We start from the raw sequence: 16,304 nt of genomic DNA on the forward strand, positions 1-16,304 counted from the left end.
GTAACTTCCATGGGATCGTGGGCACAGCCGGCCCGAATGGGCCGGCTTGTCTCTTGCTTGGTGGATTAGAACTTCTGGGCGTAGTCGATGTAGTAGATGCGACCGTCGATGCTGTAGAGCTCTTCGTCGAAGGTGAAGCCATCGCTCTCGAGGGACGGGCCCACGTTGAACATGTTCTTCACCCCGACCTGGATCTTGCCATCCCACGGCGCTTCCACGCCGACGTTCAGGTTCCAGGTGGTCTGGGATGCGATGTGACCGACTTCCTGACCGGTGTCGGCGATGTAGTCCTGGCTCTGGGAGTCGATGTAGTTAGCGCTCAGATAGGTATCCATGTTCCACCATTGGGGAACGTTGACACCGACACCCGTGCTGAAGCGCATCTGTGGCTTGCCGTTCTGGCCTATCTTGTCGATAACAGGGCCGCCGGCGTACAGACCTTCCTTGTAATCCAGGATGTAGGTACCGCCCAGGTCATAACGGATGGTGGCCGAGGTCAGGTCGTACTTGTAGTCGACCTTGAGATCGAGGCCCGAGGTATCCAGGGTTCCCCGGTTGACCATGGGGGCGATGGCACCGCTGATCTTGCCCTGGCTGTTACGGCTGATGCTGCTGGAGCTGCCGGTATTCAGCTCGTCATAGATGACGGACTGCAGGGTGTTCAGCTGGATCACGTCGTCAATGCTGATGGTGTAGTAGTCGAGAGACAGGTTCAGGTTGTCCAGCGGGCTGTAAGCCACCCCGAAGTTCCAGGTGTCTGCGGTCTCCTCCTTGAGCTGCTCGTTGGCGGTACGGGTGGTGGTGTACTGGCGGTTCGGGCAGTCCGCCGCCGAGATGCCGTTGGCCTCGCAGTAGACATAGTCCTTGGCCCAGTCTGCGGACTCCGAATCTGCCGCATAGAGATCACTCAGGCTGGGGGCGCGGAACGAGCGGGACCAGGAGGTGCGCAGCATCAGGTTGTCCAGCGGCTGGTAACGCAGGCTCGCCTTGGGGGAGAAGGCGCTGCCAAAGTCGCTGTAGTCATCGAAGCGACCGGCCAGGTTCATCTCGATCTGCTCAGTGATGGGCACCAGGGATTCGATGTAGGCGGCGGTCACGTCGCGCACCCCACCGGAGGAGTTGCCGGCGGAGCCTATGATGTTCAGCGCCTCGGACTGGGCATCGTACTTGTCGGTGTAAACCCAGTCGTTGTACTCGGCGCCGGCGTACCAGCTGACCGGCCCGGCAGGCAGTTCACCCATGTCCCACTGCACCCCGGCGTACCACTGGTAGAAGTCCATGGTGGAGCGGCGGCTGGTGTCGGCCGTCATCGCCTTGGTGCTGGCGGTATCGAATTCGCCACCCACAAACTTGCCGTCGGCTACCGCCTGCTGGGCGGCGGATTTGAGCACATAACCGGTGCCGTTCTCCTTGTTGTCTGTCTTGGAGTACAGGTAACCGGCGTTCCACTGCATGTCGCCCACGGATTCCGTGGTGATGGAGCCCTCGAAACCGAGGTTCAGGCTGCCGGTCAGGTCGGTGACCAGGTTGTCACGGGTGCCGACGTTGCTGAAGCGGTAGTAGGCGTAGGCAGCCTCACCCAGACCCTGGGTAGCGGCGGCGTCCAGGCCGTTATCGGTGAAGAACTGGGCGTTTTTCGGGTTGGCCGGATCTATGGTGAAGGGGCCGGCGGCGGGGGCGAAGCGACCGAAGCTCTCGACCCGGGAGCCGATGATCTGCGGCACGAAGTCGACCTTGTCGTTGATGTGGTAGCGGCCGTTCACGTACAGGGTGTCACGGCTGCGGGAGGCCGTGGTGGCGGCTACCTGGCCGTAGTTGTAGTTACAGCCATCCTCGAAGCCGATGAAGGGGGATTTGCAGCTGCCATCGGCATTGGTGGCACCGGCCAGGGGGCCGTATTTCCAAACGGGATCGCCGTTGGCATCCAGACCTGTGATCCCTTCCACGTTGCGGCCGTAGGGGCTGGGGGACTCGTTGCCCTGCTTGGCAAGATAATCCCGGTCGCGGGCGTAGATGACGTCTTTCTTGTCGTGCTCGTAGACCGCCATCAGGGAGCCCTTCTCGCCGTTGATGCCGGCGACGATGGAGCCGCTGGCCTCGTCACCGCCGTCTTCGGTCGGTGAGCCGAGGCGGCCCTGGAAGGTCAGGCCCTCATAGCCCTCTTTGAGCACCACGTTGATGACACCGCCGATGGCGTCGGAGCCGTAGATGGCCGAGCCGCCATCCAGGTTGACTTCAACCCGCTCGACGGCGGCCATGGGGATGGTGTTGAGGTTGATGGAGGTGCCGCCCATGGTGGGGGAGCCCGCTACCCGCTTGCCGTTCAGCAGCACCAGGGTACGCTCAGACCCCAGGCCGCGCAGGCCGACGGTAGATTGAGACTGGAAGGAGCTGCCGGAGGCGGGGGAGACGCCGCCGAAGGAGTTGTAAGAGGCCTGCTTGAGGTAATCGGCGACGGTTTGCTGGCCGGACTCTTCGATCCTGGCCTTGCTGACGGAGACGACAGGGGTGGAACCTTCCACGTCGACCCGGGAGATCCGCGAGCCGGTGACTTTGATTTTTTGCAGTTTTTCGACGTTCTGGCCCTCTTCGGCCAGGACAGGGGTGACCACAACTGCCGCGCTCGCCAAGGCAAACGCTACGGCAGCAGAGAGTCTGCTTTTCCTAAGCATCGCTAGTATCCTTCCTGATTGTTTTTTTGTTTGCTTCCTGTACCGCCCTCGTTGGAGCGGTGCGTAAGGCTTATCAAGGTTTAATAAGTGACGTCAAATGAGGCGGGGCGAACGGGGCAGGGGTGGGTAATAAGATGACTATGTTTTAATGATGGGGATTTTTTGGAGTTTTATTCTGATTAATTAATAAAACACCATGTAAAAATAATGTTAAATTCAATTGTGTCCATTTTATTGATTATTTTTGAACTTATCGATAAGCAGCCTGTCCCCCTGATCCGTATATCGTGATTCGATATTTATACAGTATTTAAATCTGCCGTTAGCCTGGGCCGCGAGCTTGTACCGTGCCGGTGTCACGGAAATTTCCCTCTTCTTTACGGGTAAAATAAAGGAGAAAGGGTATTTTTATATGCTATTGTTTTGTATGTGAATTTTGTTTTGTTGTTCGCGTTTTTAATTTGTTTTGAATGATTAAAATTTATTTAAACCTGAGTGCGTAGCAGTTTTTTATCTTGAAGTTGGGTTTTTATGAAAAAAATCCCGGTTATTTCTGCTGCGCATGGGGATGCGCATCCATCAGGCCCGCGCTACTTGATTTTTGTTGCAGAGCTTTTACAGTGACCGAGCGGATTGTCTGCCAATAGCAGTCAATTCAGTGAGTAATGCCAGGAAGGACAGGCCGTTCATTGGAATGAGACGGCCATACAAGAACAACAAGGACGAGGTTCCACCATGCTGTCGTATTTCTTACGTCGGATGTTTTTGATCATCCCGACGTTCCTCGGTATCACCTTGCTCGTCTTCACCATCACCCGCTTCGTGCCGGGCGGCCCGGTCGAGCGCATGCTGATGCAGGCGCAGGTATCACAAAATGAGACCGGACGCTCCAGCGGCAGCAAGGGCGCTCAGGCGCTTTCCGATGAGCAGATCGAGGAGCTCAAGGCCTTCTACGGTCTGGACAAGCCCATGCTGGTCGCCTACTGGGAGTGGCTGCAGAAACTCGCCGTGCTGGATCTGGGGGAGTCGACCCGCTACTACGAGCCGGTGTGGGATCTCATCAAGGATAGGCTGCCGGTCACCGCCTTCTTCGGGCTGGCGACCTTTCTGCTGAGCTACGCCGTCTCCATTCCCCTAGGGGTCGCCAAGGCGCTCAAGCACAACAGCCGTTTTGACTCCTTGAGCTCCATGCTCATCTACATGGCCTATGCGCTGCCAGCCTATGTGGTGGGGATCTTCCTCATCACAGTGTTCGCCTTCCACCTGGAGTGGTTGCCCATGGGGGGCTTCCCGGGAGACGATTTTGATACCATGCAGAGCAGCTGGGATCAGATCCGTACCGTGTTCTCCCACGCCCTCCTGCCCCTCATCGCCTACGCCATCGGCGACTTTGCCATCCTCACCATGACCATGAAGAACAGCCTGATGGAGAACCTGTCGGCGGATTACGTGCGCACCGCCGTGGCCAAGGGGTTGCCGTTTCGCAAGGCGGTCACCGACCACGCCATGCGCAACAGCCTGATCCCCATCGCGAGCCACTTAGGATCCGTGCTCACCGTCTTCTTCGGCGGCTCTTTTCTCATCGAGACCATCTTCAACATCGACGGCATAGGCCTGCTCGGGTACGAGGCCATCGTCGAGCGGGATTACCCCACCGTCATGGGGATCCTGGCCATCACCTCCATGCTGATGCTGGTGGGTAATATCGTCTCCGATATCTGCGTCGCCCTCGTGGATCCCCGCGTGCGGTTTGGAGACTAGCCATGAACATGAACCAGCTCTCTCTTGTCATGCCGATGCTGATGCCACGCCATATCGTCTCTGATATCTGCGTTGTAATGCCTGTCGATCCTCGTGTGCGGTTTGGAGGCTGACCATGAACCTGAATCTCAACCCGGTCACGCTGAAAAAACTCAAGCGCTTCAAGTCCATCAAGCGCGGTTACTACTCCTTCGTCATCTTCTCGGTCCTGGTGATCATCTCCCTGCTGGCGGAGCTGCTGGTCAACAGCCGGGCCCTGGTGGTGAGTTATCAGGGCGAGCTTCACTTCCCGACCTATGGCGATGTGATCTCGGGCCAGCAGTTCGGGCTGGATTACGAATACGAGACCAACTATCGCCAGTTGCAAGCCAGGTTCGAGAAGGAAGGAAAAGGGGACTGGGTGCTGCTGCCCCTGGTGCCCTGGAATCCCTATGAGCAGGACTTCAAGCAGGATGCCTATCCGCCCTATGCCCCGAGCCTGGCTGAGCGCCACTTCCTCGGCACCGACACCAGCGGGCGCGATGTGCTGGCGCGGCTGGTGTACGGCTTTCGCATCGCCATCGGTTTTGCCTTCATTACCCTGGTGGCGAGTTACGTCATCGGGGTCAGCATCGGCTGCATGATGGGCTTTCTCGGCGGGCGCTTCGATCTCATCTTGCAGCGCTTTATCGAGATCTGGTCCCAGGTGCCCTTCCTCTACGTCATCATGATTTTGGTGTCGCTCGCCAAGCCGAACTTCGGCCTGTTTGTCGGCATCAACGTGCTGTTTGGCTGGATGGGGATCACCTGGTACATGCGCACCCTCACCTACAAGGAGCGGGCGCGGGACTATGTGATGGCGGCGCGGGCCCAGGGGGCGACCACGGGGCGCATCATCTTCCACCACATCTTGCCGAACACCTTGATGATGATCGTCACCCTGGCGCCCTTCGCCGTGGTGGGCAACATCTCCACCCTGACGGCGTTGGATTACCTGGGTTTCGGCCTGGCGCCACCGACCCCGAGTTGGGGGGAGCTGCTCTCCCAGGGCATCAACAACCTGGATGCCATCTGGATAGTGAGCTCTGTGGTGGCGGCGGTGAGCCTGGTGCTGATCATGGTCTCCTTTATCGGCGAGGCCATCCGGGAGGCGTTTGATCCGCGCAAGTTCACCCGCTACCAATAGCTGTGTGAGATGCCATTAGTACATGGAATTACATGATTTAACCCTTAATCAAGAAGCCCCCGTAGCAGGGGCCATGACCAGGAAGTCAAATATGAAGAATAAAATAAAATGGATAGGTGCTATTTTCCTGCTGGTGAACGGCTCCTGGGTCTGGGCCGCCAGCCTGCCCGCGGATCTCAAGTGGGAGACCAATGACACGGATCCTGTGTTTGCCTCTCCCAAGGCACTGCCCGGCGGCTCCCTTACCATGTTCATCGACAGCTTCCCGCTGACGTTTCGCACCGTGGGCCCCGACTCCAACGGCTCGTTTCGCTCCTTCATCCAGGACAACCAGCTGCGCCTCATCAGTTTTCATCCCAATACCGGCAACCCCATACCGTCTCTGGCGACCCACTGGGCCATAGCGCCGGACAACCAGACCGTCTACTTCAAGCTGGATCCCCGTGCCAAGTGGTCCGATGGCAAGCCGGTCACCGCCGATGACTACACCTTCGGCTACGAGATGATGCGCTCCAAAGAGATCCGGGCCCCCTGGTACAACAACTACTACACCACGGAGATCGTGGCGGTGGAGAAGGTCGACGATCACACCATCGAGGTCAAGTCGGGCAACCGCAAGGCCAAGCTGGATCTGCTCAACACCACCGAACTCTGGCCCCAGCCCAAGCACTACTACAAGCTGACCCCGAACTGGGTGAAGCAGTACAACTGGTCCCAGGTGCCCACCACGGGCCCCTACGTCATGACGGAGGTGAAGAAGGGCAAGTCCATCACCTTCAGCAAACAGCCAGACTGGTGGGCCCAGAACGATCGCTACAACCAGCACAGGTTCAACATAGATACCATCAAGGTGCAGGTGATCCGGGATCACAACATAGCGTTTCGCCACTTCCTGAAGGGGGAGATCGATACCTTCGAGATGATCCTGCCGAACTGGTGGCATGAAAAAGCGGTCACCCCTGAGTACAAGCAGGGCTATGTGCAGAAGGTGATGGCCATGACCGACACCAAGCAGGGGGGGCAGGGGCTGCACCTCAACGTGACCAACCCCAAGCTGGCGGACATCAACGTGCGCCTCGGCATCCAGCACGCCATGAACCTCGACAAGATGATCGCCACCGTGCTGCGCGGCGACTATGACAGGGCTACCACCTTCGGCTCGGGCTTTGGTGAGTTCACCGACATGAAGCTGGCGGAGCGGGCCTATGACGTGGCCAAGGCGCGGGAGTATTTCGCCAAGGGAGGCTATGCCAAGCCGGGGCCGGACGGCATCTTGCAAAACGACATGGGAGAGCGGCTCACCCTGGCCATCACCTACACCACCCAGGAGCACTCCAAGCGGCTGACTGTGCTCAAGGAGGAGGCCAAGAAGGCGGGCCTGGATCTGGAGCTGAACCTGGTGGATGGCGCTACCGGTTTCAAGGTTATGCTGGAGAAGAAGCATGAAGCGGCCTGGCTCGGCTGGGGTGGCGGTGGCCTCTATCCCCAATACTGGGAGTCGTTCCACTCGGACAACGCCAACAAGCCCCAGACCAACAACCTGTTCAACGTGGCGGACAAGGATCTCGACAAGCTGATCGACGCCTATGACGTGGAATTCGACACCGCCAAGCGGGCCGAGCTCTCCCGTCAGATCCAGCAGCGCATCTATGATCTCGCCATCTTCGTGCCCGGCGTGCAGCTCAACTATGTGCGGGCCAGCAGCTGGCGTTACGTGATGCTGCCGGAGGTGCCTGCCACCAAGAACACCCCGGATCAGCTCTACTGGCCCATGGACGGCTACCCCCACAGCAGCGGCGGCCTGCTCTGGATCGATCCCAAGGTGAAGGCAGAGACCCAGAAAGCCAAGGAAGCGGGCGAGGCGCTGGCTCCCATCAACCTGCTAGACAAGACCTATGCGCACCACTGAGGCCAGCGATAAAGGAGGGGAGGCCATGGCCAAGCGCGAGGCCCCCATCCTCGAGGTTCGCGACCTCGAGGTGGAGTTCGCCGTCGATGACGGCAAGATCAAGGTGCTGGACGGGGTGAGTTTCTCCGTGGCGCCGGGGCAGACCCTCGGCATCGTCGGCGAATCCGGCTGCGGCAAGAGCGTCACATCCCTGGCCATCATGGGGCTCCTGCCCAAACCCCACGGCCAGGTGGTGGCAGGCTCCATCCGCTTTCAGGGGGAGGAGCTGCTGTCACTGCCGCCGGATCAGATGTATCGGGTGCGGGGCAACCGCATCTCCATGATCTTCCAGGAACCGATGACGGCCCTGAACCCGGTGCAGACGGTCGGGGCTCAGCTGATGGAGGTGTTCAGCCTGCACAGGCCCGATTACAGCAAGAAGCAGCGCCAGGCCGCTGCCATCGCCATGCTGCACAAGGTGGGGATACCCGAGCCGGAGCGCCGCTTCGGCGTCTATCCCCACAACCTCTCCGGCGGCATGCGCCAGCGGGTGATGATCGCCATGGCACTCGCCTGTGAGCCTTCCTTGCTCATCTGCGACGAGCCCACCACAGCGCTGGACGTGACCATTCAGGCCCAGATCCTGGAGCTGATGAAGGATCTGCAGACCCAGACCGGCATGGCCATCATCTTCATCACCCACGATCTCGGGGTCGTGGCCGAGCTGTGCGACGAGGTGGTGGTGATGTATGCGGGCCGGGCGGTAGAGCGGGCCGACATCTATGAGCTGTTTGACCATCCGCGCCATCCCTATACTCATGGTCTGATGGCCTCGATCCCGCGCCTCGAAGACGTGCCCAAGAGCCTGCTCAAGACCATCAAGGGCCAGGTGCCCGCCCTGCATGAGATGCCGGCGGGCTGCCGTTTCTCCAACCGCTGCCCCCACGCCACCGAGATCTGCGTGGGGACCAACCCGGTGACCGAGCAGCTGACCGATCGCCATGGGGTGGCCTGCCACCACTGGAAGGAGTTGAGCATATGAACGTCTTGTTGTCGGTGGCCGGTTTTAAGCGGTATTCCTCCGTGATGAGGGAGGCTGAACTGACGTCGCCTCTGCACCCGGATGGCAAGGAGTGGGGGCTATGAGCGTTTTGCTGTCGGTACGGGACTTGAAGCAGCACTTCAAGATGGGCGGGGGATTTTTGCGCAAGCACTACACCGTCTATGCGGTGGATGGCATCAGCTTCGATCTGAAACAGGGGGAGACGCTGGGGCTGGTGGGAGAGTCCGGCTGTGGCAAGTCCACCCTGGGGCGCTCCCTGCTCAAGCTGTTCGAGCCGACGGCGGGGCAGATAAGCTTCGAGGGGCGGGACATCACCCAGCTGTCGCCAAAGGAGATGCGCTCCCTGCGCCAGGAGATGCAGATAGTGTTTCAGGATCCCGCGGAGTCGCTCAACAGCCGCCATACCGTGGGTCAGATCCTGGAGGAGCCCTTCATCATTCACGGCAAGGGCACGGCCGCCCAGCGACGGGAGTGGGTCAGCGAGCTGCTGGACAAGGTTGGCTTGCCCCGCAGTGCGGCGGATCGCTATCCTCACGAGTTCTCCGGCGGCCAGCGCCAGCGCATCGGCATCGCCCGGGCGATTGCCCTCAAACCCAAGCTGCTGGTGTGCGACGAGGCGGTGTCGGCGCTCGATGTCTCGGTGCAGTCCCAGATAGTGAACCTGCTGCTCACCCTGCAACAGGAGATGAACCTCGCCATCATCTTCATCGCCCACGACTTGTCGGTGGTGAAGCACATCTCGGACCGGATCGCCGTCATGTACCTGGGACGGATCGTCGAGTTGGCGGATGCTCAGCAATTGTATCTGAGCCCGCGCCACCCCTATACCCAGGCGCTGATCTCGGCCATTCCGGTGCCGGATCCCCGCCGCCGCAACCAGCGGATCCTGCTGACCGGCGACGTGCCATCCCCCATCTCGCCGCCGAGTGGCTGCCACTTTCACCAGCGCTGCCCCTATGCTACCGAGCTGTGTCACAGCACGTCCCCTGAGCTGAGAGTCTGCGACGGGCTGGCTCATCAGGTGGCTTGCCACTTCCCCTTGTCGCCGGTGGAGGCGGTTCCCCTGGGAAAGGCGGTCTGATGCCGGCGCCCAGCTCATCGCCGCCGGTATCAGAAGCAGGGGACGGTCGGGATCCGGAATGAAAAGCAGACGGATAAAAAAATGGGGCCTGTGGGCCCCATCTTCATGGTTGGAGTTCAGGTTTGGCCGTGGAACATCTGGCCTGGGCAGGACAGCACCCCTCTGAGGGGATGGCTGCTGTATGGATTGTTATTCTGTAATTTTACTACGTTTCGCTTTCAGCCAAGGGCGCTCAGGCACCATAGCGGAAGTAGTAGTTGCGAGTTGCCGGCGCATAAGTGTCTTTCTCTACCGCGCCTTTCTTGCTGGATGCACCCTTGAGGTGGAACAGCACTGCCAGATTCTCAAACATAGTCTTACCTCATCGCTCTGTTAATCGTTGTTGTGTGTGACCTGGGTCACAGTTCGATGCTAGGGCCTTTTGTGACCTCGATCAACTTTTTGTGTTGTAAATTTACATAAATCATGGAAAAGGTTTTCACATGAAGGGTTGCTTATGGATACGTTTTCAAGGGGCTGAGTGACAGGGAAGGAGGATGGCGGGGCGGTCACAACAGAAGGTAGGGACGTGGCAGAGCAGAGGAGATGTGAGGGCGTGGCCAATAAAATGCCCCGCACTGTGGCGGGGCATGGATGCTGGCTAAGGTCTGGCTTATTTGGCCGGGATCTGTTCCAGCACATGGACCAGCAGTTGCCAGAAGCGCTCGACCGCCGGGATGTGCACCCGCTCGTCCGGTGAATGGGCACCGCGGATGGTCGGGCCGAAGGAGACCATGTCCCAGTCCGGGTAGGCGCTCTTGAACAGACCGCACTCCAGACCGGCGTGGATCACCATGACGTTCGGCATCTCGCCAAACAGGGTCTGATAGCTGTTACGTACCAGGGCCATCACGGGGGAGTCTACGTTCGGAGCCCAGCCAGGATAAGCGCCGGTGAATTCACAGCTGGCGCCGGCCAGGTTGAACAGGGAGCGGGTCATCTGCTCGACGCTCTCGCGACCCGAATCGATCAGGGAGCGGATCAGGCACTGTACGTACACCTCGCCGTCCAGTGTCTTGATGACCCCCAGGTTGGTGGAGGTCTCGGTGACGCCCGGGATGGCATCGCTCATGCGGATGACACCGTTCGGGCATGCCATCAGGGAGTCCAGCAGGCGGGCCTGCAGGGTTTCGCTCATCAGCTTGGCGGGCTTGTCCTGGGCGCTCAGCAGCACGGTCAGGTTCGCCTCGGTGGCGGTCAGCTCGCTCTGGTAGATGCCGGCATAGCGGTCGACCAGGGCCTTGAACTCGCTGACGCTAGGGGCGGGCACCAGCAGCTTGGCACGGGCCTCGCGGGGGATGGCGTTACGCAGGGTACCGCCATGGATCTCGGCCAGACGCACGCCCAGCGGCTCGGCGGCCTTGAGCAGACGCACCAGCAGCTTGTTGGCGTTGCCACGACCGCGGTGGATATCGACCCCGGAGTGACCGCCACGCAGCCCCTTGACCTGCAGCTCGAAGCCTTCGCCCTCGGTGGCGGCAACCAGCTCCAGCGGGAAGCGGATATTGGCATCCACCCCACCGGCGCAGCCCATGTAGACCTCGCCGTCTTCTTCGGAGTCGGTGTTGAGCAGGATCTCGCCTTCCAGCCAGCCCGCTTCCAGACCGAATGCGCCTGTCATGCCGGTCTCTTCGTCCGTGGTCAGCAGCACTTCCAGCGGACCGTGCTTGATGGTCTTGTCCGCCAGCACGGCCAGACAGCCGGCCATGCCCATGCCGTTGTCGGCGCCCAGGGTGGTGCCGCGAGCTGTGACCCATTCACCGTCGATGTAGGCATCGATAGGGTCTTTGGTGAAGTCGTGCTGGGTGTCGGCGTTGGCCTGGGGCACCATGTCGATGTGGGCCTGCAGCACCACGGCCTTGCGGTTTTCCATCCCCGGCGTGGCCGGTTTCTTGATGATGATGTTGCCGACGGCGTCCTGCTTGACCGCCAGGCCTTCCCCTTGGGCCCACTGTACTATCCAGGCGCTCAGCTGGGCTTCGTGCTTGGACGGGTGGGGGATGGAGCAGATCTGCTCGAAGAATTGCCAAATCAGTTTGGGAGAGAGAGAACTCAGCTGTGCCACGTCGGGACTCCTTACCTGCACGGGATAATAGCGGGCCCCAGCGGTGGCTGGGGAAGTGGGTAACGATAATACAGTCAATCACACAAAAATGTGAGCGATCCGGCGCAAATAGCGCTCTGCTTGTGCTGATAAAGAGAGCACAAACGGCACACATGGCTGCCTTGGTGCGCCGAACCAGCATAAAGATATTGTGTGACGCGCATCACAAAAATATTGTTTTTTCAAAATCGGATGGTAAATTAACCGCCGTGGGTCAACCACTTGTCAGGATGACAATGAATGCCTCCAGGGAACCGAAGCAAAGCAAGTGCGCCTCCACGGAACCGAGTGTTCGTTCAAGGATCTGAGCCCGCATTAAGGTACGTAACTTGTTAAGCAATCAGGAGTTTTAATATGTCAGGCAGCAATTCAACCTATTGGTTTGCCCAGTCTCTGTATACCCAGGGTTTCAACTATCCGAACCCCTACGCCGGTCGTCGTTAAGACGGGCAGTCAGCCAGGCTGACGGCAAAAACGACAAACAGCAGGTGCGCGAGGTTTTCATCCTCCCCCTGCTATTTTTTTACCCAAAATCGGGCATTTGGCCGGTTGAGGTGGAAAAAGAGCGAGCCAGATGGCACGACTCGTGCGGGTGTTACCGACTTTTTCCTGCTTTTCGCATACGTTTGTCAGGCATTTTCTGTGCAAACGATGCTATCATACCGGCCCAACAGCCGGCCCTGGGATCTTGCCTAGATCGACACGGCCGCCAGCTATGCCCATCCTGCTTCTCATTGCATCCGTATTGGCTGCCGAGGGTCTTCTCCCGAGGCGGTCATCGTGCAAGCCAAATTCGGCGGACAGGGGGCCAGAATTGACAGTGGCTGCTCTGTTTTGGGGTCGGCGCTGATTTTTAAGTGATTGTTTTATATAACTCTTCGAGATCGATATTATGCCAAAAAAATTCTACGTGTCGTGGGACAACCTGCAACGTGAAGCGCGCCGTCTGGCCCGTCGTCAGCTGCCGGTCAGCCAGTGGAAAGGGATCATAGCAGTCAGCCGTGGCGGTCTGGTACCTGCCGCGCTGATGGCTCGTGAACTTGGCATTCGCAATGTCGAAACCCTCTGCATCTCCAGCTATGACCACAACAGCCAGCGCGAGCTGGTGGTCGTCAAAGCCGCCACCACGGCCGGTGACGGTGAGGGCTGGCTGGTCGTGGAAGATCTGGTGGACACTGGTACCACCGCCAAGGCGATTCGTGAGCTCTACCCCAAGGCCAAGTTCATCGCCATCTTCGCCAAGCCCATGGGTGAGCAGCTGCTGGACGACTTCGAAGTCGCCATCCCGCAGGATACCTGGATTGAGCAGCCCTGGGACATGGCACTGGAGTTTGCCAACCCGATCTGCGACGAAGAGTGATCCCGTAGCGCCTACTCGCGATGGCACTGACATCGGTCAGGCTGCCGCGTCTAGGGCATGAAAGGTTTCAAAGGACCCCTGTTTGGGGTCCTTTCTTTTTTCTGATGTGGCTGCCCGGCGTTAAAAGTGGTTAAGATGGACCATCGCTTGAGACAGAAGAGCCACCATTTTGGAACCAAACAACGATACCAACCTGACGGAAAAGCTGTTTACCCGGATCAAAAAGGTATTGGAAACCTCCGAAATCTCCAACTCCAGTCCGGTTGATGAGCAAGACAGCAACCTGGCTGAAAGCTTTATCGACGGCGCCCTCTCGCCGCACTGGTACCGGCTGCTACGCAGACCCGCGTGGGCCTGGCAAGGTGCCGATCCGGTCGAGGTGGAGCAGACCCTGGCCCGCATCGCCATGGGGCAGGGGGAACGCAGCCACGAGCGTTTTCTGGATACCATCAAGGGTTATGTGCCCGGCAACTGGATCTACGAGTGGAGCCAGCTGGGTGGCCGCTACTTCAATACGGGACGCGAACTGGCGGCCCAGGGGGAGACGGCCGGCGCGCTGAAGAATCTGCTGAAGTCGGTGCGTTACTACTCCATCGCAAGCTACCCCCACCTGAAACATGACGAGCTGGCGGATCAGGCCCAGTTGCTCGGCAACATGGCGTATCGCGAGGCGGGCCGGCTGTTCAAGGTGCCGCTCAAGGAGCTGCAGGTACCGTTTCGGGGCAAGACCATCCAGGGTTACCTGCACCTGCCCACCACCGAGAGGCCGGTGCCTCTGGTCATCGTCAGCGGTGGCATCGACGCCCTGCAGATCGATTTTCTCAACTTCTATATCAAATACCTGGAGCCCCACGGCATCGGCATGCTCTCCCTGGACATGCCGGGCACGGGCTACGCCGAACACTGGCCCCTGGTGCAGGACACCAGTCGCCTGCATCAGGCTGTGCTCCATTATCTCGCCGAGGTGGCCTGGGTCGATCATCAGCGCATCGCCATGGTGGGTTTCCGCTTGGCGGGCAATGTGGCGGCGCGGCTCGCCTTCATCGAGCCGTTCAAGCTCAGAACCGTGGTCTGCATCGGCGCCGGCGTCAATCAGGTGTTTACCAATCAGGAGATGTTTGCCCGCTGCCCGCGCATGATGCGCGATGGCCTGGCGAACCGGTTGGGGGCCGACGCGGCCCAGTGGGATCTGCTGCGCACCAAGTGTCAGGTCTTCTCCCTCAAGACCCAGGGTCTGCTGGGGAGTCGCACCTCTGTGCCGATCTTGAGTATCGGGCACAAGAAAGATTTCATTTGTCCCGAGCAGGATGTCCGGGCATTGGCCTCTGCCAGCCGTAACGGCAAGGCGGTGGTGTTTGACAAGCAGCCTCTGCTTGAGGTGTATGACGAGGCGATGAAAGAGACGGTAGATTGGCTAAAGAAGCATTTATGTACATGATATAGAACTAAAAATGTAACATCACCATGTGATGGTATGGCTTGTTCAACAGGGAGGTTAGCATGTCAGAGAGAGTGACCTACAAGCGCTTGCTGCGGCAATTTGCGGCTATTGGCCCCTACTTGAGAGAAGACCTGTGTGAGGAGGGGCGTTACCGTTTCGATTGCCTCTCGGTGTGCATCAGTGCCAAGCCGGCACCGGACAAGCGGGAGTTCTGGGGTTGGTGGCTGGTGCTGGAGCAAGACGATCACCACTTCAGCTATCACTATCAGGTCGGTTTCTACAATGCGGAGGGGGAGTGGGTGAACAAGCCACTGCCCAAGAAGCACCAGGTGGAAGTCGAGCGTACCCTCAATCATTTCTACAAGCTCATCAGCAACAAGTTGACGGCGCTGGAGTGCAAACTCTCGCCCGCCGAGCAGGTGACCGCCGAGCTGAGCGTGACGGCTGCCTAAGCCATCCCGGCCCGGTGAGCGCCAGCTCGCCGGGCCTGTCTTCTCCCCAATGAGGCGTCCTGGCCTAATTGCCTTGCAGGGCTGGAGTGCCGTGGGTATAAAGGGATTCCTTACTTTTTTAACCTCTCTCTTCCCATGGAAAACAGAACCATAGTCGTCAAACTGGGCACCAGCGTGCTCACCGGGGGATCTGCCCGCCTCAACCGTGCCCACATGGTCGAGCTGGTCAGACAGTGTGCCGCCTTGCACCGTGATGGCCATCGCGTCGTCATGGTCACCTCCGGGGCCATCGCCGCCGGCCGTGAACACCTTGGCCACCCCCCACTGGCGCCGACCCTGCCCAACAAGCAGATGCTGGCGGCGGTCGGCCAGACCCAGCTCATCCGGGTATGGCAGGATTTGTTCAACCTCTACGGGCTGCATATCGGCCAGATGCTGCTGACCCGCGCCGATCTGGAAGACCGCGAGCGCTATCTCAACGCCCGCGATACCCTGCGGACCCTGCTCGATCATCGCATCATCCCCGTCATCAACGAGAATGACGCCGTCGCCACCGCCGAGATCAAGGTGGGGGACAACGATAACCTCTCTGCCCGCGCCGCCATCCTGGCGGATGCGGACCTGCTGATCCTGCTGACCGATCAGAAGGGACTCTTTACCGCCGATCCCCGCAGCAACCCGGATGCCCAGCTCATCGAAGAGGTGCAGACCATAGATGACACCCTGCGCTCCCTGGCCGGGGACAGCGTCAGTGGGCTCGGCACCGGCGGCATGGCGACCAAGTTGCAGGCCGCCGACGTGGCGCGTCGGGCCGGGGTCAACGTGGTGATCGCCACCGGCCAGATCCCGGAAGTGATCGGTCGCCTCGCCAAGGGGGAGCGGGTCGGTACCCTGTTCCCGGCACTGGCCTCACCGCTGGAAGGGCGCAAGAGCTGGATCCTGGCAGGCCCGCCCCCTCACGGCGAGGTCCAGGTGGATCAAGGCGCCGTTGCCGCCATGCAGGAGAAGGGCTCCAGCCTGTTGCCCAAGGGCATCACAGGGGTGAAGGGGGACTTCGTGCGTGGCGATGTGGTGCGCATCCTGGATCCCAAGGGAAGCGAGCTGGCGCGCGGCATCTGCCGCTATGATCACGCCGAGCTGGACAAGTTGCGCGGCGTGCACTCGGATCAGATAGAACAGGTATTGGGTTACGGCTATGGTGCCGTCGCCATTCACCGCGACGATATGGTGCTGCTGTAATCCGGCGGTACCCCTAGGCCCAGTACCCAGTGACGGCTA

General features: G+C 59.6%; 11 protein-coding genes. 9 read left to right on the top strand and 2 right to left on the bottom strand.

The features are described from left to right. Positions 1-65: 65 nt before the first annotated feature. The gene (locus CUC44_RS11965) at positions 66-2,672 is read right to left on the bottom strand and encodes a TonB-dependent receptor plug domain-containing protein (RefSeq protein ID WP_100860170.1); all 2,607 of its coding nucleotides are present in this window, start codon (positions 2,670-2,672) and stop codon (positions 66-68) included. Between the two features lie 735 nt (positions 2,673-3,407). Here CUC44_RS11965 and CUC44_RS11970 point away from each other — a divergent pair. The 5 genes from CUC44_RS11970 (at position 3,408) to CUC44_RS11990 (ending at position 9,630) form a co-directional block, all read left to right on the top strand. Continuing rightward, positions 3,408-4,433, top strand: coding sequence for an ABC transporter permease subunit (locus CUC44_RS11970; protein ID WP_100860171.1), 1,026 nt, complete (start codon positions 3,408-3,410; stop codon positions 4,431-4,433). Positions 4,434-4,554: 121 nt separating this feature from the next. After that, positions 4,555-5,598 carry an ABC transporter permease gene (locus CUC44_RS11975; protein WP_208621063.1) on the top strand — a complete coding sequence of 348 codons (1,044 nt, stop codon included), beginning with the start codon at positions 4,555-4,557 and terminating at the stop codon, positions 5,596-5,598. A 91-nt stretch (positions 5,599-5,689) separates the two neighbouring features. Further along, positions 5,690-7,507, top strand: a complete 1,818-nt coding sequence (locus tag CUC44_RS11980; protein ID WP_100860173.1) for an extracellular solute-binding protein — start codon at positions 5,690-5,692, stop codon at positions 7,505-7,507. 25 nt (positions 7,508-7,532) lie between these two features. Beyond that, positions 7,533-8,528, top strand: coding sequence for an ABC transporter ATP-binding protein (locus tag CUC44_RS11985; RefSeq protein WP_167388884.1), 996 nt, complete (start codon positions 7,533-7,535; stop codon positions 8,526-8,528). 100 nt (positions 8,529-8,628) lie between these two features. After that, a complete protein-coding gene (locus tag CUC44_RS11990) occupies positions 8,629-9,630 on the top strand; it encodes an ABC transporter ATP-binding protein (RefSeq protein WP_100860175.1) in 1,002 nt (333 codons plus the stop codon). 652 nt (positions 9,631-10,282) lie between these two features. Here the strand turns inward: CUC44_RS11990 and CUC44_RS12000 are convergent. Next, positions 10,283-11,734 carry an aminoacyl-histidine dipeptidase gene (locus CUC44_RS12000; protein WP_100860177.1) on the bottom strand — a complete coding sequence of 484 codons (1,452 nt, stop codon included), beginning with the start codon at positions 11,732-11,734 and terminating at the stop codon, positions 10,283-10,285. A gap of 931 nt (positions 11,735-12,665) precedes the next feature. On the opposite strand from CUC44_RS12000, the gene gpt reads away from it, so the two are divergent. The 4 genes from gpt to proB all read left to right on the top strand — a co-directional run bounded on the left by gpt (position 12,666) and on the right by proB (position 16,265). Beyond that, positions 12,666-13,133, top strand: a complete 468-nt coding sequence (gpt, locus tag CUC44_RS12015) for a xanthine phosphoribosyltransferase (protein ID WP_025325960.1) — start codon at positions 12,666-12,668, stop codon at positions 13,131-13,133. Between the two features lie 169 nt (positions 13,134-13,302). Beyond that, entirely contained in the window at positions 13,303-14,571 is a 1,269-nt protein-coding gene (gene frsA / locus CUC44_RS12020) for an esterase FrsA (protein WP_100860178.1), read from the top strand. A 62-nt stretch (positions 14,572-14,633) separates the two neighbouring features. Then, on the top strand, positions 14,634-15,026 hold the full coding sequence (gene crl / locus CUC44_RS12025; protein ID WP_100860179.1) for a sigma factor-binding protein Crl: 393 nt from the start codon (positions 14,634-14,636) through the stop codon (positions 15,024-15,026). A 135-nt stretch (positions 15,027-15,161) separates the two neighbouring features. Then, on the top strand, positions 15,162-16,265 hold the full coding sequence (proB, locus tag CUC44_RS12030) for a glutamate 5-kinase (protein WP_100860180.1): 1,104 nt from the start codon (positions 15,162-15,164) through the stop codon (positions 16,263-16,265). Positions 16,266-16,304 lie beyond the last annotated feature (39 nt).

The sequence above is a fragment of the Aeromonas lusitana genome, from assembly GCF_002812985.1.
GTDB classification, from domain to species: domain Bacteria; phylum Pseudomonadota; class Gammaproteobacteria; order Enterobacterales; family Aeromonadaceae; genus Aeromonas; species Aeromonas lusitana.